We start from the raw sequence: 23,289 nt of genomic DNA, 5'->3' as shown, positions 1-23,289 counted from the left end.
TTCCCTTTAATAAAATACGCTAAATATCCAATCCTATTCTTGAAAGGGGAGGTTATTCATGGACCAGCAAATTAGAAATATCATGACGCAAAATGTAGCTACAGTTACTGAATCACAATCCATTCAAGAGGCAGCTGCCATTATGAGTCAAAAAAATATTGGCTCACTTCCAGTTGTTAATAGTAGCGGTCAAATGATTGGAATGATTACTGACCGTGATATCACACTTCGCTCAACTGCACAAGGTGAAGATGCACATACACCTGTATCTCAGGTGATGACAGCACAACAAATTGTTCAGGCCGAACCAGGGATGAATGCTCAGCAAGCAGCACAACTGATGGCTCAGCAACAAGTTCGTCGTTTACCAGTTGTTGAAAATGGTCAAATTGTCGGTATGGTTGCATTAGGTGACCTTGCTACAGATAATCAAAGAGATGGCGCAGACCAAGCGCTCTCTAATATCTCTGCCCCTTCTGCCCCTCAAAAATAGGTGGTAATAAAAAATGCTCTTCATTTGGTTACAAGTGAAGAGCGTTTTTTAATATTATATTTCAAGCAGGAACACTTGAATAAATGTTATTATAGTAGCAATCAATTCGCTATAATAATTGGAGGTAATCTACTTGGACAAAAATATACAAACCTATTTTGAGAATTTGGATTCTAAGGACAAGGATGTACAGTACGAGGCATATCATAAAATCCTGGAAGCAACGGAAGTAAAAGTAGACTGGGCTTATGAAGTATGGGATCAATTGAAGCAGAATCTCACACATTCTGACAATCATAAAAGATCAAGAGCAGCGCAATTTCTTTCCAGTTTGGCTAAAAGTGATCCAGAAAAAAGGATGCTTCATGATTTTATAGTATTATGGGGAGTGACGAAAGATCCAAAATTTGTTACCGCCAGACATAGTTTGCAATCTATCTGGAAGGTTGGTCTTGCCGGACCAGAACAAAAAGAAATGGTGATTAACCATCTTGTTGATCGATTTACTAACTGCATAGATGAAAAAAATTATACTTTGATTCGAAATGACATTATTCAGGACTTAAAAAATCTATATTTGGAATCAAATGATGAGAAAATAAAACATAAAGCACTGGATTTGATTGATACAGTTGAAGACGGCAAGTATCAGAAGAAATATTTAGCTTTATGGAGAAAAAAATAATAACTAAAAGTGAAGAACATACAAGTCATGTCGCTCTTCACTTTTGTGTGAAACATACTTATTCCTCGCTTGGATCATATTCATCATAGATAAGTCTCGTAACTGTAGTAGCTTCACCTTTTTCAATTTCAGGCTTTGTCGCGTCTTCACCATAAGAATTGTCCGGATCAATACCTGGAGCTACAACACTGTTAGCAATTTGTGGTTTCTTTTTCTTTTTATCCATATCCTACCCTCCAATCGTTATTATTTTGTCTTTATTGACTTAAAAGAATGTATACATTTTGATGAGTAGCGCAAAATTGTAGAAACGTCAGGTATATTAAGGAGGTCGATCTAATGGATCAAAAATTTAATGAAAAGGAATATAAGAAATCTGGAAAAGGAAAGTCATTTCAGGAAATATCTGATGAAATAGCTGCAAAGCCTTCTTTAAAAGAAAAACAGCCTACACCACAACCGAAAGATTTTGACGAAATTGAATACTAATACAGGCAAAGCTAAAGTGGATAGTGAATATAGCGCTTTAGCTTGTATTTTGTGTAATTTGGTGTGCTATTTTTATTATTTAACGTATAGTAAAAGAAATCATAATTAATTTACTTGCCCCGTATCTTTCTGTAATGCTTTTTCGTTTATATAAGTGAAAGACAAATTTTGAGGAGGGAAAAACATGCGGCCGCTTGTTAATAAATCTCCCATTGGAATGAATGAAGAATTTGAGGATACCATTAAAAAATACTTGCATGACTTACGAAAGTACTGTCTGTCCTTAACAAAGACAAAGTGGGATGGAGAAGATTTAATGCAGGATACACTAGTAAAGGCATATAAAAGTTGGTTACAAAAACCGAAGCCTATTGCCAAAGCATATTTACTTCGCATTGCTTCTAATACCTGGATTGACAGACATCGGAAACGAAAATTGGATGAGGATTTGTATGAGGATATGACTGACCACAAGCACAATGATCAACCAGCAGCGGATGCGGTTCAACAAGCTATCGGTGTATTGTTGAACGAATTTTCTTCCAAACAACGAGTGGTACTCTTACTCGTAGAAGGATTTGGTTATACACCTAAGGAAACTGCAAACATGCTTTCCGTAACCGAAGGATCCATTAAAGCTGTCCTTCATCGTGCTCGTAAAAGGTTAAAAAATAGTAACGGATTTACAGAGAATGATTATCTGGAAGAGGATGAATCATGGCCATATATAACTGCATTACGCAGTGGAAGTCCGGATACTGTTATTCAGCTATATCATGATGAAATTAATTCTCCAGTCATGTCATCCGTGATCGATGAACAGCATGTTTCCCCATTGGTTCAAACTTATGGAACCGGCAGTACTTTCTATGTGCTTGTATCTATACTGAGAAAAAATGGTGACGTTGTGTTTGTACCATTTTACCGGTCAGAATTGTCTGCAGTGTTAGCACAGATAGCTATGTTTAGACAACAGGAATTATTAGCAGTTGCATAGAAAGGGGTAATTTTAATGTCCGCAATTCCTATTCCTTACGTGGTAGAGCAAACGAAACATGGAGAACGTTCGTATGATATATATTCGAGGTTATTAAAGGATCGCGTCATTTTTCTAGGTTCAGAAATCAACGATGCTGTTGCAAACAATATCGTAGCACAGTTGTTGTTTTTAGAGGCAGAGGATTCAGATAAAGATATCTCGTTGTATATTAATAGTCCAGGTGGTTCGGTGAGTGCGGGGTTTGCGATTTATGATACGATGCAAATTATTAAACCCGATGTCCAAACGATTTGTACTGGGTTAGCTGCCTCATTTGGAGCAACTATACTAGTAGCCGGGACTGAGGGAAAGCGCTTTGCTTTACCGAACAGTGAGGTAATGGTCCATCAGCCACATGGTGGGGCGAAAGGTCAGGCGAGTGATATCGAGATCAGTGCCAGACGTATTATTCAAATGAGAAAACGTATTAATGAAATTTTCTCAGAGCGTACTGGTCAACCAATTGAAAAAGTCGAGAAAGATACGGATCGAGATCACTTCATGACAGCTGAAGAAGCAAAAGAGTATGGGATAATTGACAAAATTATATAAAAAAATATGTCATCAAACCACGCTATGAAGTGAAAAACTTCTGGCGTGGTTTTTTGTGTAGTTAATTTTAGGTAATTCGGTTTATCTTTCCAGGCCCCAGGAGGCAATAGTTTAAAAGTCACTTAGCCAAAATTACTATAATTGATGGGAATAGTAATGTATTTAGATAAGTGGATGATTCATTAGTCTTTATGAGTAAATTTATACCTGGTTATTATTTATTAATTTTGAAAATTGTACAAAATTTCGACTTAATTCGACGTAATTTTCTCCCTACTTCCTATATAGTTACAATAGCAACAAAGATTTTACAAAGTAATTTAAGAAAGGAGGGGAATTTAGAAGCACTGCCATCCTCGTATTTACATTCTATTAATCTACTATTTAATTCTATTTAATATGTCGTCCGTATAATAGAATTTAATAAAAATTCAAAGGAGAGGTTTCGTTATGATGCGTATTTTATCAATTTTTATAATTATCATTGTTTGCATGTCAATGTATACGGTCACTGCATTCGCACAGAGTAATGGTACTGGATCAAAACATGTTGTTAATGTTGCACACCGCGGAGCATCAGGACATGCACCTGAGAATACGATGGCTGCATTTCAGAAGGCCTTTGAGATGAAAGCTGATTATATAGAAATTGATGTCCAACTGTCCAAGGATGGGAAGATGGTTATCATGCATGATACGACATTAGATCGGACGACAAATGGGACAGGCAATGTTCGTGATTATACGCTTGAAGAACTCAAACAATTAGATGCTGGTAGGTGGTTTAGTGAAGAATATGCAGGTGAACATATCCCAACTTTTGAGGAAGTAATCGATACGTTTCGAGGGAAGATAGGCATCTTAATTGAACTTAAATCACCAGAGCTGTACCCAGGTGTTGAAGAAAAGGTTGCGGACACTTTAAAGGAACGTAATATGGACAAACCAAAAAACAACAAAATTATTATCCAATCGTTTAACCACGAATCTGTCCAAACATCAAAAGAACTATTGCCTACTATTCCTCATGGGGTTCTCGCTGGCCTAAGCTGGGCAGATGTTACGGATGATGAGCTAGTAGATTTTGCATCCTATGCCGATTACTTTAACCCAAATATGAACATTCTAACACCTGAACTTGTCGACCGAATTCACTCTACAGGAATGGAGATTTATCCTTACACAGTAATAACACAAGAACAGGCAGATAATTTATTCCAACTTGGTGTGGATGGGATCATAACAAATTTCCCTGAATATGTTTACGATCATCCTGTGAAAAATGGCTAAGGATGCCAGTTTCTAAAAAGATACTGACAATGAACTAGAGTGAGTTTGTAAAGACATTAATAGTTGTCACTTAGATCCTAACTAAGTAGGGTGAACATGGAAGGGTTATGTAAGAACGATAAAGATATGTTAATATTCTTTATCGTTCTTTTCTATTTTTTCCCTAAAAGTATAAAATTGCGTAAATTCCTAACTATTTGCAAGCTATTTTTAAGCTATGGCAGTTAAGTATAAGCTAATCGTACTTAATCCGAATTAAACATTCTAAACAACGCTTAATCCGTTTTGACGAAACATCATAATCCTCTATAAGCTTATATAGTACGTTTTTAAAATAATAGGAGGTGGGATCATCCAGAGTGGAAGCAAGGTAATTACTAAGACGAGGGAAGTAGATAGTGAAATTCAGTTTCGTAAGCCTAATAAGGATGATGGAGCAGCTGTTTGGGAACTTGTAAAACATACAGGCATCCTTGATGTTAATTCTTCTTATAGTTATCTCATGTGGTGTGAAATTTTTTCAGAAACATCGATTGTGGTTGAACGAGAAGGGGAGACGGTCGGGTTTATCTCCGGGTTTATCAATCCGAATACACCGAATACATTATTCATTTGGCAGGTAGCCGTTCATGAATCTCAACGAGGTAAGGGACTTGGTACGAGAATGTTATTTGAATTACTGAATCGTAAATTTTGTAAAGATGTTCAGTATGTAGAAGCGACCGTATCGCCATCAAATATACCGTCACAGCATTTGTTTTTAGGTCTAGCAGAAAAACTGGAAACAAATTGTGTAATGGCAAACTATTTTTTATCAATCGACTTTCCACGCACGGGTCATGAAGATGAACAATTGTATAAAATTGGACCTATCCAGGAAGAAAATAAACAGTTAAAGGGATGATGCATGTGACGACGACAGCAGTATTAGATAATGAAAAAATGAAAACATTTGAAGAGATGGAATCAACAGTAAGAAGCTATAGCCGCGGATGGCCAACAATATTTACAAAGGCTAAAGGTTACAAGCTTTGGGATATAGATGGAAAAGAATATATTGATTTTTTTGCAGGGGCTGGCGCATTGAATTATGGCCATAATGACGAAATCATGCAAGAAAAATTAATCGAATATATTCGTAATGATGGAATAATTCATAGCCTTGATATGGGAACGACTCCAAGAAAAGAGTTTCTTGAACGCTTTAAAGAAGTAATACTTACCCCCCGTAAATTAGACTACAAGATTATGTTTCCAGGACCGACTGGCACAAATACAGTTGAAAGTGCCTTGAAGATAGCTAGAAAAGTTACTGGTCGTGATACAGTAATTAGCTTTACAAATGCATTTCATGGAATGACGATTGGGTCACTCTCTGTAACGGGTAATTCGTTTAAACGCCATGGAGCAGGAATTCCGCTTCATCATTCCGTTTCAATGCCATTTGATGATTACGTCGAAAATCAGGATTCGATAGCTTATTTAGAACGATTTTTAGAGGATAGCGGAAGTGGCGTGGCATTGCCGGCAGCTATTATTCTTGAAACAGTTCAAGGTGAAGGTGGTATAAATGCTGCAAGATTAGAGTGGCTGAAAAAGATAGAAAACATCTGTAAACGCTGGGACATATTATTAATCATTGACGATGTTCAAGCTGGATGTGGAAGAACAGGAACATTTTTTAGCTTTGAACCAGCAGGAATCAACCCGGATATTGTTTGTCTTTCTAAGTCAATTGGTGGTATTGGGTTGCCAATGGCGATCACACTAATTAAACCTGCGTATGATCAATGGGGACCAGGAGAGCACAACGGTACATTCCGTGGAAATAATCTAGCATTTATTGCAGCTACTGAAGCATTGTCCAACTGGGAAACAGACCAATTCAGTAAAGCAATCCAGCAGAAAGCTAACATTTTAAGTGATGTAATTGAAGCACTTATAAACAAATACCCTGAACTTAATGGAGAAGCACGAGGAAGAGGATTAATGCAAGGAATAGCCATTCATAAAGACGGACTTTCCGGTAAAATATGTGCAGAAGCATTTGATCGTGGCTTAATTGTGGAAACATCAGGACCGAGCGATGAAGTTGTTAAATTTCTACCGCCATTAATTATTGATGAAAAAGGTCTAGAAGAGGGATTAGCAATTTTAGAGGAAAGTATCATAAAGGTACTTGGCAAATAATATTATTTATTATACTTAACTGGAAAAGGGGATATTCAAATGATCATAAAATCGCTTGAAGATATTATCGGAACAGAAGACGAAACATCTGGTGAAAATTGGACTAGTCGTAGGTTTTTATTGAAAAAGGATAATGTTGGTTTCAGTGTAAACGATACACTTATTAAAGCAGGTACTGAAAATTACTTTTGGTATAAAAACCATATAGAAGCTGTTTATTGTATCGAAGGTGAAGGAGAAATCGAGAAGGTTGAGACTGGTGATGTCTATCAAATTAAAGCCGGAACGATGTATACGTTAGATGAATATGATAAGCACATATTACGTGCTAAAACACAAATGCGTATGGTTTGTGTATTTAATCCGCCACTTGTCGGACGGGAAACACATAATAAAGAAGGATATTACCCTTTATTGACAGAATAGAAAGGACGCGGGACACGGGGTCAGACCCCCTGTCCCGCGTTTTTAATCTTCGTCTATTCCGATAAATTTTCTGCTTGAATTTCTTTTAGGAATGGAAATTTTAAGTATTCCATCATTAAAAGAAGCTGTTGTATCCTTTTCGGAAATAGTAAATGGAAGTGTTACGATACGTTCCATTTTTTGAAAAGACTGCTCTTTGTTTTGATAGTTTGTTTTATCATTTTTCTCTTCATGAATCATGGAATCGGTAACGGTTATCCGAAGTTGATTACCTATGATTTCCAACTGAATTTGGTCTCGCTTGTATCCTGGTAATTCAGCCTCAACTATTACTTCTGATTCTGTTTCATACACATCCACCCAAAACGGTTTAAGATTAAAATAGGAATTGAGTTTTTTGGACGAATCATTGAAAACCGAATCCATCCGCTTCATTAAGTCGCGAAATGGTGTCATATCAAGATCGAATCCTTTTGGGAAGTTATTTCTGTTTGATCCCACTTTGCTTCACCCCTTTTGCTATTGGTTATAGTACTAACGTATGCAAAAAAGGAAGATAAATAGTGGGCAAATGTGTAACAAATAGGGCCAGTCCCTTGAGGAACAGACCCTAGTGCAATGGTTTATAATCTAATGTATCTCTATGATGTTAGAATCATTTTCATTTACTTTAGTGGATGTCTTGATTCGAATTGACTGTTCATCTTTTAAGTTCGTAAAAACAATCGGTGTTATCGTTGATTTTGCATTTTTTGCAATATAATCAAGGTCAACTTCCATTAATACTTGTCCTTGCGTTACTATCTGTCCTTCTTCAACTTTTTGTGTAAAACCTTCACCTTTAAGATTAACAGTATCAAGTCCAATATGAATTAATATTTCCATTCCATTTTCATCTTCAATCCCAAGTGCGTGTTTCGTTGGGAAAATGTTTACTATTTTACCGTCGACTGGTGAAACAACTCTACCATTTTCCGGCTTAATTGCAAAACCATCACCCATCATTTTTTGTGAAAATACTTGGTCTGGTACTTGTTCGATCGAGATGATCTCACCTTTCATTGGACTAGAAAAACGTATATTTCCATCAATTATCGGTGATTCTGCATCATTCGCTTCATCCAAAATTTTATCGATATCTTCTTTTCTGCGAGGAGTTTTACCATCGATAATATCTTGTATTTGTCCACGAATTGTATCAGATACGGGACCGAATATAGCTTGAATGTTATTTCCAACTTCCATGACACCTGAAGCACCAAGTTGTTTTAATTTGTTTTTGTCTACATTACTTTTGTCATCTACACTAACACGTAAGCGTGTAATACAGGCATCGAGATTTGTGATATTTTCTTTACCACCCATTGCATTTAATATTTCATATGGTCGATCATCAATTTCCGTAGGTTCAGCATCTTCTGCTTCATCTTCACGTCCTGGTGTTGCTAAATTGAATTTGAGAATTGCCCATCTGAACCCAAAGTAGTAAATTACTGCAAAGACAAGACCAACGATGATAACCCACCACCAGTCTGTTTTATCCGGCATTATCCCAAATAATAGGAAATCAATGAAACCACCTGAGAAAGTCATGCCGATTTTTACATTCAACAGGTACATGGTCATAAATGATAGACCAGCAAAAATTGTATGGATTCCAAATAAAATGGTGCCACAAATAGGAATGAGAATTCAAGTGGCTCTGTAATACCAGTTAAGAAAGATGTTAATGCAGCAGATCCCATAATGCCTGCTACGACTTTTTTACGTTCAGGCTTGGCTGTGTGATAAATTGCAAGTGCTGCAGCGGGAAGACCGAACATCATGAAAGGAAATTTCCCTGTCATAAAATTACCTGCTGTTAATTCCGCGCCATCTTTAAGTTGTTCAAAAAATATTGCCTGATCTCCACGAATTAACTCTCCGGCAGCATTAGTATACTGACCAAATTCATACCAGAATGGAGAGTAAAAAATATGATGCAATCCAAATGGGATTAATGCACGCTCAATTACACCAAATACGAATGTGGAGACGGTTCGGTTTGTTTCTAGCATTACGTATGATAATGTATTCAAGCCATTTTGTGCATATGGCCATATAAATACCATGATGATACCGAGAATTAGAGCGGAAAGGGCTGTAATGATTGGAACAAAGCGTTTTCCCGCAAAGAATCCTAAAAACTGTGGTAATTCAATTTTAAAGAACTTTCGATACATAAATGAGGCGAGTATACCAACAATGATACCTCCAAATACCCCGGTTTGTAATGTATCTATCCCCAATACTTGAGCATATGCCGGATCGTTGGTAGCCATTTCCGGTGTTACATTGGCAAAAACCCCCATTGTAACGTTCATAATTAAGTAACCAATAATAGCAGCGAGTCCAGCAACACCATCGCCACCAGCTAGGCCGATTGCGACACCAACTGCAAATAGTAATGGTAAATTATCAAAAATAATTCCACCTGATTCTTCCATTACTTCTAAAACTGTCAGTACAGCGGGATTGCCGAACCATGGAAATTTATCTATCCATGACTCTTGAGCAAAGCTTGTACCAAGCGCGAGTAAAATACCAGCGGCAGGCAATAATGCAACCGGTAACATTAATGCTTTACCAACTTTTTGTAACGTTCCAAATATATTCGACATGAACGTTTTCCTCCTTTATTTTTGGTAATTCAGAAAAGAAAGATGAATAAAAAAGACAAATAAAAAGGCATGAGTAAAAGGCTATTTCGGTCAAACGAGGGACATACTCGTATAGTGACCAAATAAAACACTTATTACTCATGCCTGATCGAATTAGTAACACGTAATTATATATTATTTGTTAATCGTTGTAGATGTATGGTTAAATATAAAGCCTCTGTCTCATTAACTTCCCTGTTTAATTCTTTCTGCATTACCTTTATTAACTTCCAAGCGAGATTATAGCATAAGGGATATGTTTTTTTCAACATATTTGCTAAATTATTTTGTTTCCCTAACTTTTCATCAAGATGTACACGCTCAATTGTACGATGAAGATGTTGGATCAAACGATTATAATTTACATTGCCTTTCTCTATTGTTATTTCCAGGCTATCTTTGATCACTTGAATAAGTTGGGTAATTAACTTATGATGCTGATTAATATCTTTGATCGATTTATTTGTGACAGCACTATGAATATGTAATGCAATGAATCCGATTTCGCCTTCAGGGAATGTAATCGCAAATTTAGTGTTAAGCATTTCTACTACTTCTTTTGCCACCAGATATTCCTTTGGATAAAGCGATTCAATTTCAAATAAAAAAGGGTTCGAAAAATGTATGTTTTTGTGTACACGATTAATAGCAAATGTTATGTGGTCGGTAAGTGCTACATGAATGTGCTCATTTAAATCCTGTCCAATTCTTTCTTCTATATAGAACAAAACATCATTCATAAAATCAATAATTTCTTTATCAATATAATTTAGTAAATTGACATATTGTTCTTTTTCATGTTCATTTTTTAATAAAAATGTTTTATCGGCAATGTCCAAGGGAACCAAATCACCTTTTTTTCGATCAAAACCAATTCCTTTTCCGATTAGGACAACCTCTTTGTAGGTTGGATGCGCCGCAATTACGACGTTGTTATTTAACACTTTTTGAACAATAATTCCTTGTTCCATGACTAGCCTCCAGCTATATGATTGCATATATGTTGCTTTCTTATCGTATATAGAAACACTAGATTTTACAAGAAAAATATTTTTGAATATTTTTCAATTCGCACTTGATTTATCGGATTAATTGGAATAAACTATATATTAAAATTAAATAATCTTATCAAGAGAAGCTGAGGGATCTGGCCCTGTGAAGCTTCAGCAACCTCTGACAATGTTAGAAAGGTGCTAAATCCAGCGGGAAGTAATTCTTGGGAGATAAGAGCGGCAATTATTCGTTACCATTTCATGTAACCCTCTTTTCTCGAAAAGAAAAGGGGGTTATTTTAATGGAAAATGTGTACGATTAAGCAGAATAACGAATTTGTTCTTAGTAATGTATATAAATGAACTTGAGAAAGGATGATCAACATGAGAGAAATTGTTGTTTTATCAGGAAGTCCTTCTGAATTTTCCAGGTCAGAGAAAGTGTTGAAATATTTAGGGTCATTACTTGAGCAGGAGCATTTTTCAGTGACCCATATTTCTGTTAAAGATGTACCATATGAGGATCTGTTTTTAGGAAAATATGATAGCCCAGCTATAAACGAAATTGCATCCTCCATTCAGAATGCGCAAGGAGTTGTTGTCGGTTCCCCAGTGTACAAAGGTGCTTATTCAGGGGTACTCAAGGCATTGCTTGATGTATTGCCGCAGGATATATTACAGCACACACCAGTACTTCCGTTAATGACTGGTGGAAGTATGTCACATTTATTAGCAATTGAATATACATTGAAACCAGTTTTAGCAACGTTGAAAGGATATAACTTAAAAGGTCTCTACCTGCTTGATAGTCAAATCGACAAACATAAAGAAAATCCAATCGTTGATGTGGGAATTTTGGGACGTACGAAAAAGCAACTTTATTACTTTATCGAATTGGTAAATAACCAGGATGCAATAGTATTACCTTCATACTAAACAAGTAAATGAGGAGGCAAAACTAATATGGAGAAAGACAGGATTTATTTGAATGCGTTTGATATGAACTGTGCAGGTCATCAATCACCTGGCCTATGGACACACCCAGATGATGAATCACATCGTTATAAAGATAGTGAATATTGGATAGATCTTGCTAAACTATTGGAAAAAGGGCGCTTCGATGCAGTGTTTATAGCTGATGTGCTAGGTACGTATGATGTGTATAGGGGGTCAAGAGATGCCGCAGTACGTCAAGGCGCTCAATCACCAGTTAATGATCCATTATTAGTTGTTCCGTTAATGTCAGCGGTAACGGCACATCTTGGATTTGGCGTCACAGCTTCTGTCACGCATGAGCATCCATATCCATTTGCCCGCCGGATGTCGACACTTGATCATCTAACAAAAGGGCGTGTCGGTTGGAACATAGTTACGTCATATCTTAAAAGTGCTGCCTTAAATATGGGATTGGAAGACCAATTGAAGCATGATGAGCGTTATGATTTAGCTGACGAGTATTTGGAAGTTTGCTACAAGCTGTGGGAAGAAAGCTGGGAAGATGATGCTGTAAAATTGGATAAAGAGAATGGCGTATACACTGATCCAAACAAAGTACATGATATTCAACATGACGGGAAATATTTTAAAGTTCCGGGTGCCCACTTAAGTGAACCATCTCCGCAACGGACACCAGTTCTATATCAGGCTGGAGCATCTACAAAAGGTCGTGCATTTGCTGCAAAAAATGCGGAATGTGTATTCATTGGTGCACCGACATTGAACGTGGCTAAAGAGACGGTCAGACGATTGCGGCATGATATAGCAAAAACAGGTAGGTCCCAAGATGAGGTTAAAATTCTTACGATGTTTACACCTATTGTTGGCAAAAACGAAGAAGAGGCTAATGCAAAATATGAAGAATATAAACAACATATTAGTCATGAAGGAGTACTTGCCTTATTCGGTGGTTGGACTGGAATTGATTTATCCGGGTACGACTCTGATCAAGTACTAGATTATATCGAGAATGACTCCATTCGATCAGCATTGGAAGGTTTCACCAAAATTGACCCGGACAAACAATGGACGGTTGAAGAAATCAAAAATTTTGTAGGAATTGGCGGGATGAGTGCTTACACAGTCGGATCACCTGAACAAGTTGCCGATACAATGGAAGAATGGGTAACCGAAGCAGGGGTTGATGGCTTTAATATTGCCTATGCAATAACTCCGGGTACGTTTAAAGACTTCATTGAATATGTTGTTCCAATATTACAGGAAAGAGGATTGGTTCAAAAGGAATATGCAGGAAATTCGTTAAGAGACAACTTATTTGGGCTTGGTGATCAACTGCAGAATCATCATCCGGGTAAAAGACAAACGGATCGTTTGTTTGTAAAGTAATTACTTATTCCTATCCTAGAAAATGAAGAAACATCATCGACTAAAACAGTTTCTAATATACACATTGTTTTCATTCATAAGGTGCTTATAACTTGGAGAACCCCCTACAAGTTATAGGCATCTTTTAAAATGAAGATTCCATGTTTCTTCATGACAAGGAGTTTGTTCTGAATAACTTTTGAATAGACGATGTCAGGAAATGCGAGATATAATAAACAGAAATTTGTTGCAATTATAGTTTTGTTTGCTATAATAAATACTAAAGATTCTGAATATACTATCCGGTAGGTTAGTGAAATAAGATTGTTTGGGGGGAAGAAGATGGATTTTTCGTATTCTGAAAAGGTATTAAAATTGAAGGAAAAGTTAACTGACTTTATGGAAGAACACGTGTATCCAAATGAGAAGGTTTACAAAGAACAATTAAATCAGCAGGCAAGTCGATGGACTGCGATCCCTCCTATTATGGAAGAAATGAAGCAGAAGGCTAAAGCGGCAGGATTATGGAATTTATTTTTGCCAGAAAGTGAATATGGAGCTGGTTTAACCAACCAGGAATATGCACCGCTTTGTGAAATAATGGGGAGATCCATGATAGGACCTGAGGTGTTTAATTGTAGTGCACCAGATACAGGAAATATGGAGGTTTTAGCTCGTTATGGGTCGGAAGAACAAAAAAAACAGTGGCTTGAGCCCCTTCTAGCTGGAGAGATTCGTTCATGTTTTTCGATGACAGAACCTGATGTTGCTTCAAGTGATGCAACTAATATTCAATCTAGTATAGTTAGAGATGGTGATGAGTATGTTATCAATGGGCGAAAATGGTGGTCCTCGGGTGCAGGGGATCCACGCTGTGAAATTGCGATTGTAATGGGAAAAAGTGATACAACAGCAGCTAAGCATGAGCAACAGTCAATGATCTTGGTTCCGTTAGATACACCTGGCGTTACTATTGAACGAATGCTTCCAGTGTTTGGCTATGATGATGCACCACATGGTCACGCAGAAATCATTTATGATAATGTGCGAGTACCAGCAGAAAATATGCTTTGGGGAGAAGGAAAAGGATTTGCTATTGCACAAGGCAGACTTGGACCTGGTCGAATCCATCATTGTATGCGTCTAATCGGTGCTGCAGAGCAAGCACTTGAGGATTTATGTAAGCGCGTTCAAAATCGGGTTGCATTTGGTAAAAAGGTGGCGGAACAAGGTGTTGTACAAGAATGGATTGCCGATGCACGAATCGATATCGAACAAGCACGATTATTAACGCTAAAAGCTGCATATATGATGGACACGGTTGGTAATAAAGAAGCAAAGGCAGAGATTGCGATGATCAAAGTTGTCGCACCGAATATGGCATTAAAAGTAATTGACCGGGCAATTCAGGCACATGGTGGAGCAGGGGTAAGTGACGATTTTACCCTTGCAAATCATTGGGCAAATGCAAGGACACTTAGACTTGCAGATGGTCCAGATGAAGTACACCGCAGACAAATTGCTAAATTAGAGCTTCGAAAATATAAAAAAGAGGGGATTTTAAAATGAGTGTACTAGATTTATTTAAATTAGAAGGAAAAACTGCAATTGTTACAGGAGGTGGACGTGGCCTAGGTGCGCAAATTGCACAAGGGTTTGCAGAGGCAGGTGCTAATGTTGTGATCTGTTCAAGGAAATTAGAAGCTTGTGAAAAAATGAGTGAGGAATTGAAAAAACTGGGAGTTGATTCGTTAGCTTTTACATGTGATGTATCGAATCCAGATGATGTCAAAAAAGTTGTTGAGGGGACAGTTGACCACTTTGGTTCCATAGATATTTTAGTTAATAATAGTGGAGCCACTTGGGGGGCGCGAGCTTCGGAAATGCCTCTTGAAGCATGGCAAAAGGTTATCAACGTTAATATAACCGGAACATTTTTAATGAGTCAAGAAGTAGGGAAAACAATGATTAAACAGAACAAAGGGAAAATCATCAACATCGCTTCGGTTGCTGGATTTGGTGGAACAGATCCACGGTACATGGACACGATTGGCTATAATACAAGTAAGGGGGCAGTTATGACGTTCACGAAGGATTTGGCTGTTAAATGGGGACAATATAATATCAATGTAAATGCAATTGCACCGGGATTTTTCCCAACAAAAATGTCTCGTGGGCTGCTGGAAAATGGGCATGATAAAATTTTAGAAGGAACACCATTAAATCGCTTAGGAAATGACTCCGATTTAAAAGGAGCAGCATTATTTTTAGCCTCTAAGGCATCTGATTTTGTAAGTGGTGATATTTTAGCTGTTGATGGTGGATCACACGCTTTTTAATAGATGAATACTGATAGATTGTGATAAATTAAAATAGGATAATTATCAGAAACTAGCGAGGTTAAAGCATATGAAGGATAAAATTACGGAAACTAGTATTTTGCTTTTTGAAAAAAAAGGTTTTAGTGCAACATCCATCCAGGATATCGTGGACGTACTTGGGGTAACAAAGGGTACATTTTATTATTATTTTTCCAGTAAAGAGCAATTGCTCATGGATATTCATGATGCATACATTACAAATCTGTTAGAACGTCAGGGGCGCATTATTCATAATGATGCTATTAAGCAAAAAGAGAAGATAGTCCAAATTATACGATTGTTAATCACTGATATTGCAAATAATGGTCCAAGTGCCCGTGTATATACCCGTGAAGTAAGGCATCTTGCCGATGATAACATTGAAAAAATTAAACAAAAAAGAGAACAATTCCGCTTAAATGTTGAAAATGTTATACGGAAAGGGATTGATCAAGGTGAGTTTAAGGAAGATCTAAGAGTGGATATGATTACGTTCGGTATATTAGGGGTTACGAATTGGAGCTATAATTGGTTTAGACCTGAAGGAGAAGTATCACCACAGGAATTGGTAAAAATATACGCTGATATGATTTTAACCGGGATACAATAGAATAAAATAAATAACTATCTGTTGATACTGATAGTTATAAAGAATAAAATTTCAGAATAGTGTTAATATACCTGCCGATTAGTATGTGTGCGAAAACAACGATGGGTGATACTTACCATGATAAAGGTCCAGGGAGTGAGTGGAAATTGGAAATTAAAGTGCGTGTTAGTGAAACAGATATGTTAGGTCACATTAATAATGCGAGTTATTTTACGTACATGGAAGTAGCGCGACTGGATTTTTTACAGAAACTAGGTATAGATGTCAGCAATAGTGAATTTACAATTATGCTTGTTTCGGCAAAATGCGATTTTATCAGGCAAGGGTACTTTGGACAGATACTGGATATTAAAACAACCGTACAAAAAATCGGGAGGACGAGTTTTACATTGGGTAGTGAAATGTCAGACAAGAAATCCGGTAATATGATCGCAAAAGGAGAAGTGACCATTGTTTACTTCGATATTTTGAATCAAAAACCAGCCCAACTTCCAGAAGCATTCAAAGTAACATTACAAGACCATATGCATTTGGTGTGAGAGGAGAGAACATCAATGAAATCTTCGTTTAGCGATACGATAAACGTTAGAGAAGGGGAGGAGCTTAATAAAAAAATACTACAACAATTTGTCCATGAAAATATTGAGGGCATCCCTAGTGGGACAATGGAAATTGAACAATTTGGTGCTGGCCATTCGAATTTAACATATCTATTACGGATTGGGTCATGGGAGGCAGTGTTACGGCGGCCACCACTTGGACCAGTTGCCCCTAAAGCACACGATATGAAACGGGAATATACGATTCTATCGAGTTTGCATCCTCTCTATCCAACTGCACCAAAGCCATATGTTTTTTCTGAGGATGAACAGATTGTTGGAAGCACATTTTTTATTATGGAACGTAGAAAAGGGATTGTACTAGATTCAAAGTTTCCGGAGGGCATCGAGTATAGCCCGGCATTAGGGAGAAAAATTTCTGAGTTAATGGTTGATAAATTGGTAGATCTACACCAAGTTGATTACAATCAAACGGAACTAGTAAACGTCTCCAAGCCAGATGGGTTTATGGAACGCCAGGTGTTTGGTTGGATTAAGCGATATGAACGGGCAAAAACGGAGAAGGTCGCAGGTGTTAATCAATTAACAAAATGGCTGCAAAATAATATTCCGGTGTCGCCACAACCAACTATTATTCACTATGATTATAAGGTGAATAATGCCATGTTCTCCGAGGATTTTAGTAAGTTGATCGGTCTGTTTGATTGGGAAATGACAACGGTAGGGGATCCGTTAGCAGATGTTGGAGCGGCTTTAAGCTACTGGATTGAAGCTGATGATCCCGAACAGCTGAAAAAAGGACTTGGAAAGCCATCTGTAACGGTCAAGAAAGGGTTTTTTTCACGAAGAGAATTTTTGGAAGACTATGCTAGAAAAAGTGGGAGAGATGTGTCGACTATCCATTTTTATCTTACCTTTGCCTATTTTAAACTTGCCGTGATTTGCCAGCAAATTTATTACCGTTATCATAATGGGCAGACCAATGATGCTAGATTTGCTCATTTTAATCAATTTGTTGCAAATTTAATTCAATATGCACTGCATTCTGCCAAAGGTGTGTGAATGATGAAAATTCATCTTTTATTAAAAAAGGAAGAAATTGATTCAGTACAAATGGATGACAGTAAAATCACAGTTGTGTTTGATGTGTTACTTGCGACTTCGACAATCACAGCGTGTCTTGACTATGGAGCGGAGTGTGTGGTTCCTGTAATGGATGAAGCAGAAGCTTTACGGGAAGCAAAAAAATTCTTCCAGGAGGATGTTTCCCTTGTTGGGGAATATGACGGAAAAACAATTGATGGATTCCTGGACCCTGCCCCATTGGCATTAAAAGAACATGTGGCAGGGAAAACGGTAGTGCTGTCAACAACAAATGGAACAGTAGCAATAAGAAAAGCAGCATCCGCGAAAGAAGTTTATATTGCATCGTTATTAAATGGAAAGGCAGTAAGTAAACAGATCGTAGAAACGTATGATAATGAAACAATTGTTGTTGTTTGTGCCGGATCGAAAAACAAATTTTGCATCGAAGATTTTTTTGGTGCAGGATATTTTATCCATCAACTCGTTAACGAATACGGTGATTATACAGATTTAACGGACAGTGCATTAGCAGCGAAACTATTTTATGAAAATGTAGAAGGCAAGGATGTTCTTTGTAATTCCCGTGTAGGGCAGATGCTTGTACACTATGAACGACAAGATGATATCACGTTTGTAAATCAGCAGGGATTACTATCCGTTATTCCACGATTAGTGGATGGGAAAACTATTGTAGCTGAGGGCCATCCGAACCGTCTGTCCTTGTGATTAAACAGGCGAAAGACTTAGGATTCAAAGATGGCTTCATGGTTATGGACCAAGCAAAAGCAGAAAAAATGTCAGGGGTTTTGGTTCGCTATGAAAGTTTTTCCTTCCTTTTTCAACTAAACATACTCACCAGTTAGTATGGATAATGTAGTACAAAAAAAGAACAGGAGTGGTTGATATGTATTTACGCTTAACAGACGAGCAAAAAATGGTGCAACAAACAATCCGGAAATTTGTAGAAAAGGAATTAATCCCACTTGAAAATGAAGTGCTAAGAAATGAGCGGGAAGGTAGACCTAGTCTATCCCAAGAAAAAAAGAGAGAACTTCAGTTGAAGGCCAAAAATGCTGGTTTTTGGGGGATTAATACACCTACTGAATATGGAGGTGCAGATATTGGCCAAATGATGTTGGCGATCGTGTTAATGGAAGTTTCAAAAACGTTTGTTCCATTTGAATTCGGGGGTTCAGCAGACAATATTCTTTATTATGGTAACGAAGCACAGAAGGAAAAGTATTTAAGGCCAACTATTAATGGTGATAAAAAATCTTGTTTTGCGATGACTGAACCTGGTGCAGGATCTGATACTAGAAATATAAAAACGACAGCTGTGAAGGACGGAAATGAATGGGTTGTCAATGGAGAAAAGACTTTTATTACCGGTGGAAATGAAGCTGATTTCGTTATGGTCATTGCTGTAACGGATAAAGAAAGTCATCAACGCACAGGAAGAGAGGGCGTTACCTGTTTTATTGTTGATCGAGATATGGGGTGGAAATCGGAATATATTCATACAATGGGAGAATGGGGACCAGCTGGGCTAGTTTTTGATAATGTTCGAGTTCCTGAGGAGAATATTCTAGGAGAAATACATGGTGGCTATGATCTTGGCTTAGAGTGGATTGGTTTTGCAAGATGGGTAGTGGGGGCACGGGCAGTTGGTTCTGCCGAACGGTTATTACAAATGGCCATTGATTATTCGAAGGAGCGTGAAACATTTGGAAAGCCGATCGCTGACAGGCAAGCGATTCAGTGGCAGATCGCCGATTCAGCAGTTGAAATTGAGGCTGCTAAATGGATTGTATTAAATGCTGCATTCACCCTTGATCAAGGGGAAGACAACCGTCATTTAGCATCAATGGCTAAATTGTATGGATCTAATATGGGAAATAGAGTAGTAGATCGTGTTCTCCAAATTCATGGTGGAATGGGGTACACAAAGGAATTACCAATTGAACGTTGGTACCGTGAGGCAAGATTATGGAGAATTTACGATGGTACAGATGAAATTCAGCGATTAATTATTTCTAGAAATCTATTAAAAGGAAATGTTAAATTAGGACAATTTATATAAAGAACAAAGTGCAAGCGCCATTTTTAGAGCTAAACCAGGCTTACATTGCCACAAAAAATAGGAAGATAAACAAAATATTAAAACAGGAGGAATTTATAATGACAGACAGATTTGCGGGAAGAGTAGCTTTTATTACAGGTGGTAGTAGAGGAATCGGCAAAGGTGTCGCTCAGAAATTCGCTGAAGAAGGAGCAAAAGTAGCAATCATTGATATCAATGAAGAAGCCCTTAGTGAAACAGTAAAAGAATTTGAAAGTCAAGGCTTTGAAATTTTTGCTAAAACAGCAAATGTCGTTGATACAAATGAAGTAGAAACAGCTATGGAAGAAGCTGTTGCGGCATTCGGATCTCTTGATATTCTAGTCAATAATGCAGGGGTTATACGGGATAATCTTTTATTCAAAATGACGGATAGTGATTGGCAGCAAGTAATGGATGTCCATCTAAACGGATCATTTAATGCTGCCCGTGCTGCCCAAAAATACATGGTAGATAATAAATATGGACGAATCATTAATACGTCATCAACTTCGGCTCTTGGTAACCGTGGGCAATCCAACTATGCAACGGCTAAAGCAGGGTTACAAGGTTTAACCAAAACCCTTGCCATAGAACTTGGTAAATTTGGAATTACGGTAAATGCGGTTGCACCAGGATTTATTGAAACGGAAATGACGAAAGAAACAGCAGCACGGATTGGTGTTCCGTTTGAGGAGCTGGTAAAAGCTAGTGTCAGCACCATCCCTGTTGGTCGAAGTGGTAAGCCCGCTGATATTGCGAACGCTGTAGCCTTTTTTGCTGATGAGGAGTCTTCGTTTGTTAATGGGCAGGTAATCTATGTTGCTGGAGGACCAAAAGATTAATCTATTAAATCTTAAAGGGGTGGATAAGTATGTTTAACGAAGTGATAGGAAAACGATCCGATAAAGTTAAAAATATCGTGGAGCGTGGTATGGTAAAGAAATTTGCTGAATCAATTGGTGATTCACATCCTATCTTTATTGATGAAGTGTTTGGAAAAGAATCAAGATATGGACAAAATATTGCACCACCAACATTTCCTCGTGTCTTTGAATACGGGACGATTGATGAATTATACCTTCCTAACAAAGGGCTAATACATGGGGAACAAACCTATCATTATGAAAGACCATTACTAGTAGGTGAAGAGATTTACTGTTACATGGAGGTAGCGGATTATTATGAGAAAAATGGTGGTAATGGCTTAATGGGTTTTATTATTTTAAAAAGATATGGTGAGGATTCAGAAGAGAATACCATATTTACGGAAAAACAGGTTGTTATTATAACTGAAACTGTAAGAAAGGAACTGGTCCGATGAAACGTTTAATGGATTTACAAACAGGCGACTCACTTGAAGAGATAACACTTAAACCTGTATCTAGAATTGATTTAATTAAATACGCGGGTGCTTCTGGAGATTTTAATCCAATCCACACGATAGATAAGGAAGCAACGAAAGCGGGATTGCCTGGAATTATTGCCCATGGAATGTGGACGATGGGCAACTTATCCAAACTTTTCACACCATATTTAGAAGATGGTTTTATTCAAGATTATACGATACGGTTTTCCGGTATGGTTTTTCTTGAGGATGTGGTGACGCTCAAGGCAGTAGTGCAGGATTCAAGTGTGACGCACATGATTTTTAAAGTGATGGCGGTTAATCAAGATGAAAAAGAAGTTATTAAAGGAAAGATTAACTTTAAAAAATATCAATAAAAAGGGATGTAAAATTTTATGAAAAGAGATGCTGTTATTGTATCAGCTGTTCGAACACCAATAGGCAGGCAAGGAAGTGCCTTAGCCTCTGTACCAGCACATATTTTTGGAGCGGAAGTAATAAAAGAAGCCATCAAACGGTTAAACATGGATCCACAGTTAATCGATGATGTTATTCTGGGAAATGTTTTAAGTGGTGGGGGAAACATCGCACGGTTAACAGCTTTGCAGACAGGATTGTCAATAGATTTACCTGGATTAACGATTGATCGCCAATGTGGTTCTGGAATTAACGCAGTTAACTTGGCCGCTCAAGCGATTAATGCAGGGGATGGGGATGTATATATTGCTGGTGGAATAGAAAGCATGAGCCGTGCGCCATACCTATTGGATCGTGCTGAGAAAGCATATAGTTCAGCACTACCAAAGTTTCGAAAGTCTCAGCTTTCACCAGAAGAAATAGGGAATCCCCCGATGGGAATTACAGCAGAAAATTTGGTGAAAAAATATCAAATTACAAGAGAAGCACAAGATGAATTTGCCCTTCGGAGTCAGCAAAGAATGGCTAGAGCCATGGAAGAAGCTCGTTTTGACGAACAAATAGTTCCAATCACTATTCCTGTTCGAAAAGGGGAACCAATTTTATTTAAAAAGGACGAACACCCACGTCCAGAAACGACAAAAGAAGGATTAGCAAAGCTACGGCCAGCCTTTCTTCAAGGTGGTACTGTAACAGCTGGAAATAGTTCTGGTTTAAATGATGCTGCCTCCGCCCTTGTCGTCATGTCGAGAGAAAAGGCGGACGAATTAGGCGTTACTCCGTTAGCCACTATTCGAGCATCAGCGGTAGCTGGTGTTGATCCTAATATCATGGGAATTGGACCTGTTCCAGCTACAAAAAAGGTCATGGAAAAAGCCGGATTTAGTTTATATGATATGGATATTATTGAAATTAACGAAGCTTTTGCCGCCCAAGTGATTGCCTGCGATCGTGAGCTTGAAATGGATCCAGAAAAGATAAACGTTAACGGTGGAGCGATTGCACATGGTCATCCACTAGGTGCAACAGGAGCTATTCTTGTAACAAAAGCTGTCTATGAATTAAAACGGTCAAAAGGTCGATATGCTCTAATTACCGCTTGTATTGGTGGGGGTCAGGGAATCGCAACTATTATTGAACGTGAGTGAGGATGTTAATCCGTAATTATCAGATGGAGGGGGAAATGATGACAGCATCACATGAAATTTGAGGTATATGCCGATTTATTGAAACAGACGCTGCTGGTCACGTTAATAATACAAGCAATTTGTACCTTGAGGAGGATCGAAAAAAATGCTTCAAGGATATTGGGATCGGTGAAGACCAAAAGCATTCGTATTTATCTTTTTTTAGTCTCTACCAAATGTGATTATGTAGCATAGACATATGCTGGTGAAACACTAATAGTTTCCACGAATGTCGCCAAGATAGGAACGAAAAGTTTTAGTGTCAAGCATGTATTCACAAATGCAGATACAGGTTTAGTTGTTGCCCAGGCTTTTGCTACGATTGTTTGTTTTAATAATGTGGAGCAAAAGACGAAAATAATTCCAGAAGTGTTACGAGATAATCTAAAAAGTAAAATGGCCAACCATGCCTACTAAATGATGAATTATCTATCCGTAAATACCAG

General features: G+C 37.7%; 26 protein-coding genes, 1 pseudogene and 1 riboswitch. Of the genes and pseudogenes, 23 read left to right on the top strand and 4 right to left on the bottom strand.

Annotated elements, in window-relative coordinates:
* Positions 1 to 58: 58 nt before the first annotated feature.
* Both CS937_RS02400 and CS937_RS02395 read left to right on the top strand, forming a co-directional pair.
* Entirely contained in the window at positions 59 to 493 is a 435-nt protein-coding gene (locus CS937_RS02400; RefSeq protein WP_099156893.1) for a CBS domain-containing protein, read from the top strand.
* 133 nt (positions 494 to 626) lie between these two features.
* Positions 627 to 1,178 (top strand): hypothetical protein, encoded by a 552-nt coding sequence (locus tag CS937_RS02395; protein ID WP_099156892.1) that lies wholly within the window; start codon positions 627 to 629, stop codon positions 1,176 to 1,178.
* 58 nt (positions 1,179 to 1,236) lie between these two features.
* Here CS937_RS02395 and CS937_RS19310 read toward each other — a convergent pair whose 3' ends face one another.
* Complete coding sequence (locus CS937_RS19310; protein ID WP_176555714.1) at positions 1,237 to 1,404, bottom strand: hypothetical protein; 168 nt, start codon at positions 1,402 to 1,404, stop codon at positions 1,237 to 1,239.
* Positions 1,405 to 1,517: 113 nt separating this feature from the next.
* Between CS937_RS19310 and CS937_RS19305 the strand changes: the two genes are divergently transcribed.
* The 7 genes from CS937_RS19305 to CS937_RS02365 all read left to right on the top strand — a co-directional run bounded on the left by CS937_RS19305 (position 1,518) and on the right by CS937_RS02365 (position 7,164).
* On the top strand, positions 1,518 to 1,667 hold the full coding sequence (locus CS937_RS19305; RefSeq protein WP_176555713.1) for a hypothetical protein: 150 nt from the start codon (positions 1,518 to 1,520) through the stop codon (positions 1,665 to 1,667).
* A 184-nt stretch (positions 1,668 to 1,851) separates the two neighbouring features.
* Entirely contained in the window at positions 1,852 to 2,664 is an 813-nt protein-coding gene (locus tag CS937_RS02390; protein WP_099156891.1) for an RNA polymerase sigma factor, read from the top strand.
* 15 nt (positions 2,665 to 2,679) lie between these two features.
* Positions 2,680 to 3,258: an ATP-dependent Clp endopeptidase proteolytic subunit ClpP gene (clpP, locus tag CS937_RS02385; protein ID WP_099156890.1), complete on the top strand. Its 579-nt coding sequence runs from the start codon at positions 2,680 to 2,682 to the stop codon at positions 3,256 to 3,258.
* A 453-nt stretch (positions 3,259 to 3,711) separates the two neighbouring features.
* Positions 3,712 to 4,548, top strand: a complete 837-nt coding sequence (locus tag CS937_RS02380; protein ID WP_425445453.1) for a glycerophosphodiester phosphodiesterase — start codon at positions 3,712 to 3,714, stop codon at positions 4,546 to 4,548.
* 334 nt (positions 4,549 to 4,882) lie between these two features.
* Positions 4,883 to 5,452 (top strand): diaminobutyrate acetyltransferase, encoded by a 570-nt coding sequence (gene ectA, locus CS937_RS02375; protein WP_342748195.1) that lies wholly within the window; start codon positions 4,883 to 4,885, stop codon positions 5,450 to 5,452.
* Positions 5,453 to 5,490: 38 nt separating this feature from the next.
* Positions 5,491 to 6,738: a diaminobutyrate--2-oxoglutarate transaminase gene (gene ectB / locus CS937_RS02370; RefSeq protein ID WP_099157757.1), complete on the top strand. Its 1,248-nt coding sequence runs from the start codon at positions 5,491 to 5,493 to the stop codon at positions 6,736 to 6,738.
* Between the two features lie 39 nt (positions 6,739 to 6,777).
* Positions 6,778 to 7,164, top strand: a complete 387-nt coding sequence (locus CS937_RS02365) for an ectoine synthase (RefSeq protein WP_099156887.1) — start codon at positions 6,778 to 6,780, stop codon at positions 7,162 to 7,164.
* 42 nt (positions 7,165 to 7,206) lie between these two features.
* Here the strand turns inward: CS937_RS02365 and CS937_RS02360 are convergent, their stop codons facing one another.
* The 3 genes and pseudogenes from CS937_RS02360 to glcT form a co-directional block, all read right to left on the bottom strand.
* Complete coding sequence (locus CS937_RS02360) at positions 7,207 to 7,665, bottom strand: Hsp20/alpha crystallin family protein (protein WP_099156886.1); 459 nt, start codon at positions 7,663 to 7,665, stop codon at positions 7,207 to 7,209.
* A 129-nt stretch (positions 7,666 to 7,794) separates the two neighbouring features.
* A pseudogene (gene ptsG / locus CS937_RS02355) lies at positions 7,795 to 9,824 on the bottom strand (glucose-specific PTS transporter subunit IIBC).
* 167 nt (positions 9,825 to 9,991) lie between these two features.
* The gene (gene glcT / locus CS937_RS02350) at positions 9,992 to 10,834 is read right to left on the bottom strand and encodes a glucose PTS transporter transcription antiterminator GlcT (protein WP_099156885.1); all 843 of its coding nucleotides are present in this window, start codon (positions 10,832 to 10,834) and stop codon (positions 9,992 to 9,994) included.
* A gap of 151 nt (positions 10,835 to 10,985) precedes the next feature.
* Positions 10,986 to 11,093: riboswitch (SAM riboswitch) on the top strand.
* A 146-nt stretch (positions 11,094 to 11,239) separates the two neighbouring features.
* Here glcT and ssuE point away from each other — a divergent pair.
* From ssuE to CS937_RS19925, 14 genes are all read left to right on the top strand, one after another.
* The gene (gene ssuE / locus CS937_RS02345) at positions 11,240 to 11,791 is read left to right on the top strand and encodes an NADPH-dependent FMN reductase (RefSeq protein ID WP_099156884.1); all 552 of its coding nucleotides are present in this window, start codon (positions 11,240 to 11,242) and stop codon (positions 11,789 to 11,791) included.
* 27 nt (positions 11,792 to 11,818) lie between these two features.
* Entirely contained in the window at positions 11,819 to 13,198 is a 1,380-nt protein-coding gene (locus tag CS937_RS02340; RefSeq protein WP_099156883.1) for an LLM class flavin-dependent oxidoreductase, read from the top strand.
* Positions 13,199 to 13,519: 321 nt separating this feature from the next.
* The gene (locus CS937_RS02335) at positions 13,520 to 14,746 is read left to right on the top strand and encodes an acyl-CoA dehydrogenase (protein ID WP_099156882.1); all 1,227 of its coding nucleotides are present in this window, start codon (positions 13,520 to 13,522) and stop codon (positions 14,744 to 14,746) included.
* The gene (locus CS937_RS02330) at positions 14,743 to 15,516 is read left to right on the top strand and encodes an SDR family oxidoreductase (RefSeq protein WP_099156881.1); all 774 of its coding nucleotides are present in this window, start codon (positions 14,743 to 14,745) and stop codon (positions 15,514 to 15,516) included. Before CS937_RS02335 ends, CS937_RS02330 begins: the two co-directional genes overlap by 4 nt.
* 70 nt (positions 15,517 to 15,586) lie before the next feature.
* Complete coding sequence (locus CS937_RS02325) at positions 15,587 to 16,147, top strand: TetR/AcrR family transcriptional regulator (protein ID WP_099156880.1); 561 nt, start codon at positions 15,587 to 15,589, stop codon at positions 16,145 to 16,147.
* Between the two features lie 146 nt (positions 16,148 to 16,293).
* Positions 16,294 to 16,686, top strand: coding sequence for an acyl-CoA thioesterase (locus CS937_RS02320; protein WP_176555712.1), 393 nt, complete (start codon positions 16,294 to 16,296; stop codon positions 16,684 to 16,686).
* Between the two features lie 15 nt (positions 16,687 to 16,701).
* Positions 16,702 to 17,769, top strand: a complete 1,068-nt coding sequence (locus CS937_RS02315; RefSeq protein ID WP_099156878.1) for a phosphotransferase family protein — start codon at positions 16,702 to 16,704, stop codon at positions 17,767 to 17,769.
* A gap of 3 nt (positions 17,770 to 17,772) precedes the next feature.
* On the top strand, positions 17,773 to 18,519 hold the full coding sequence (locus CS937_RS02310) for a 2-phosphosulfolactate phosphatase (RefSeq protein WP_245835674.1): 747 nt from the start codon (positions 17,773 to 17,775) through the stop codon (positions 18,517 to 18,519).
* Between the two features lie 178 nt (positions 18,520 to 18,697).
* Positions 18,698 to 19,873: an acyl-CoA dehydrogenase family protein gene (locus CS937_RS02305; RefSeq protein ID WP_099156876.1), complete on the top strand. Its 1,176-nt coding sequence runs from the start codon at positions 18,698 to 18,700 to the stop codon at positions 19,871 to 19,873.
* 98 nt (positions 19,874 to 19,971) lie between these two features.
* The gene (gene fabG, locus CS937_RS02300) at positions 19,972 to 20,736 is read left to right on the top strand and encodes a 3-oxoacyl-ACP reductase FabG (RefSeq protein ID WP_099156875.1); all 765 of its coding nucleotides are present in this window, start codon (positions 19,972 to 19,974) and stop codon (positions 20,734 to 20,736) included.
* A gap of 29 nt (positions 20,737 to 20,765) precedes the next feature.
* A complete protein-coding gene (locus tag CS937_RS02295) occupies positions 20,766 to 21,215 on the top strand; it encodes a MaoC family dehydratase N-terminal domain-containing protein (RefSeq protein ID WP_099156874.1) in 450 nt (149 codons plus the stop codon).
* The gene (locus CS937_RS02290) at positions 21,212 to 21,616 is read left to right on the top strand and encodes a MaoC/PaaZ C-terminal domain-containing protein (protein WP_099156873.1); all 405 of its coding nucleotides are present in this window, start codon (positions 21,212 to 21,214) and stop codon (positions 21,614 to 21,616) included. The genes CS937_RS02295 and CS937_RS02290 overlap by 4 nt, the downstream gene beginning before the upstream one ends.
* Positions 21,617 to 21,634: 18 nt before the next feature.
* Entirely contained in the window at positions 21,635 to 22,804 is a 1,170-nt protein-coding gene (locus CS937_RS02285; RefSeq protein ID WP_099156872.1) for a thiolase family protein, read from the top strand.
* Between the two features lie 255 nt (positions 22,805 to 23,059).
* Positions 23,060 to 23,260, top strand: coding sequence for an acyl-CoA thioesterase (locus CS937_RS19925; protein WP_425445452.1), 201 nt, complete (start codon positions 23,060 to 23,062; stop codon positions 23,258 to 23,260).
* Positions 23,261 to 23,289: the final 29 nt, after the last annotated feature.

The sequence above is a fragment of the Virgibacillus ndiopensis genome, assembly GCF_900187325.1.
Lineage (GTDB): Bacteria > Bacillota > Bacilli > Bacillales > Amphibacillaceae > Virgibacillus_E > Virgibacillus_E ndiopensis.
Note: the sequence above shows the minus strand (reverse complement) of the source record. Positions and strands in the feature narration are given on the sequence as shown.

Excerpts from the sequence above, each read along its gene's own strand:
- CS937_RS02365 (WP_099156887.1), top strand. The coding sequence starts at position 6,778 with ATGATCATAAAATCGCTTGAAGATATTATCGGAACAGAAGACGAAACA.
- CS937_RS19310 (WP_176555714.1), bottom strand. The coding sequence starts at position 1,404 with ATGGATAAAAAGAAAAAGAAACCACAAATTGCTAACAGTGTTGTAGCT.
- CS937_RS02390 (WP_099156891.1), top strand. The coding sequence starts at position 1,852 with ATGCGGCCGCTTGTTAATAAATCTCCCATTGGAATGAATGAAGAATTT.
- fabG (WP_099156875.1), top strand. The coding sequence starts at position 19,972 with ATGACAGACAGATTTGCGGGAAGAGTAGCTTTTATTACAGGTGGTAGT.
- CS937_RS02325 (WP_099156880.1), top strand. The coding sequence starts at position 15,587 with ATGAAGGATAAAATTACGGAAACTAGTATTTTGCTTTTTGAAAAAAAA.
- CS937_RS02400 (WP_099156893.1), top strand. The coding sequence starts at position 59 with ATGGACCAGCAAATTAGAAATATCATGACGCAAAATGTAGCTACAGTT.
- CS937_RS02340 (WP_099156883.1), top strand. The coding sequence starts at position 11,819 with ATGGAGAAAGACAGGATTTATTTGAATGCGTTTGATATGAACTGTGCA.
- CS937_RS02310 (WP_245835674.1), top strand. The coding sequence starts at position 17,773 with ATGAAAATTCATCTTTTATTAAAAAAGGAAGAAATTGATTCAGTACAA.
- CS937_RS02315 (WP_099156878.1), top strand. The coding sequence starts at position 16,702 with ATGAAATCTTCGTTTAGCGATACGATAAACGTTAGAGAAGGGGAGGAG.
- ssuE (WP_099156884.1), top strand. The coding sequence starts at position 11,240 with ATGAGAGAAATTGTTGTTTTATCAGGAAGTCCTTCTGAATTTTCCAGG.
- glcT (WP_099156885.1), bottom strand. The coding sequence starts at position 10,834 with ATGGAACAAGGAATTATTGTTCAAAAAGTGTTAAATAACAACGTCGTA.
- CS937_RS02285 (WP_099156872.1), top strand. The coding sequence starts at position 21,635 with ATGAAAAGAGATGCTGTTATTGTATCAGCTGTTCGAACACCAATAGGC.
- CS937_RS02290 (WP_099156873.1), top strand. The coding sequence starts at position 21,212 with ATGAAACGTTTAATGGATTTACAAACAGGCGACTCACTTGAAGAGATA.
- CS937_RS02305 (WP_099156876.1), top strand. The coding sequence starts at position 18,698 with ATGTATTTACGCTTAACAGACGAGCAAAAAATGGTGCAACAAACAATC.
- CS937_RS19305 (WP_176555713.1), top strand. The coding sequence starts at position 1,518 with ATGGATCAAAAATTTAATGAAAAGGAATATAAGAAATCTGGAAAAGGA.
- CS937_RS02330 (WP_099156881.1), top strand. The coding sequence starts at position 14,743 with ATGAGTGTACTAGATTTATTTAAATTAGAAGGAAAAACTGCAATTGTT.
- CS937_RS02380 (WP_425445453.1), top strand. The coding sequence starts at position 3,712 with ATGCGTATTTTATCAATTTTTATAATTATCATTGTTTGCATGTCAATG.
- CS937_RS02295 (WP_099156874.1), top strand. The coding sequence starts at position 20,766 with ATGTTTAACGAAGTGATAGGAAAACGATCCGATAAAGTTAAAAATATC.
- CS937_RS02335 (WP_099156882.1), top strand. The coding sequence starts at position 13,520 with ATGGATTTTTCGTATTCTGAAAAGGTATTAAAATTGAAGGAAAAGTTA.
- ectB (WP_099157757.1), top strand. The coding sequence starts at position 5,491 with ATGAAAACATTTGAAGAGATGGAATCAACAGTAAGAAGCTATAGCCGC.
- clpP (WP_099156890.1), top strand. The coding sequence starts at position 2,680 with ATGTCCGCAATTCCTATTCCTTACGTGGTAGAGCAAACGAAACATGGA.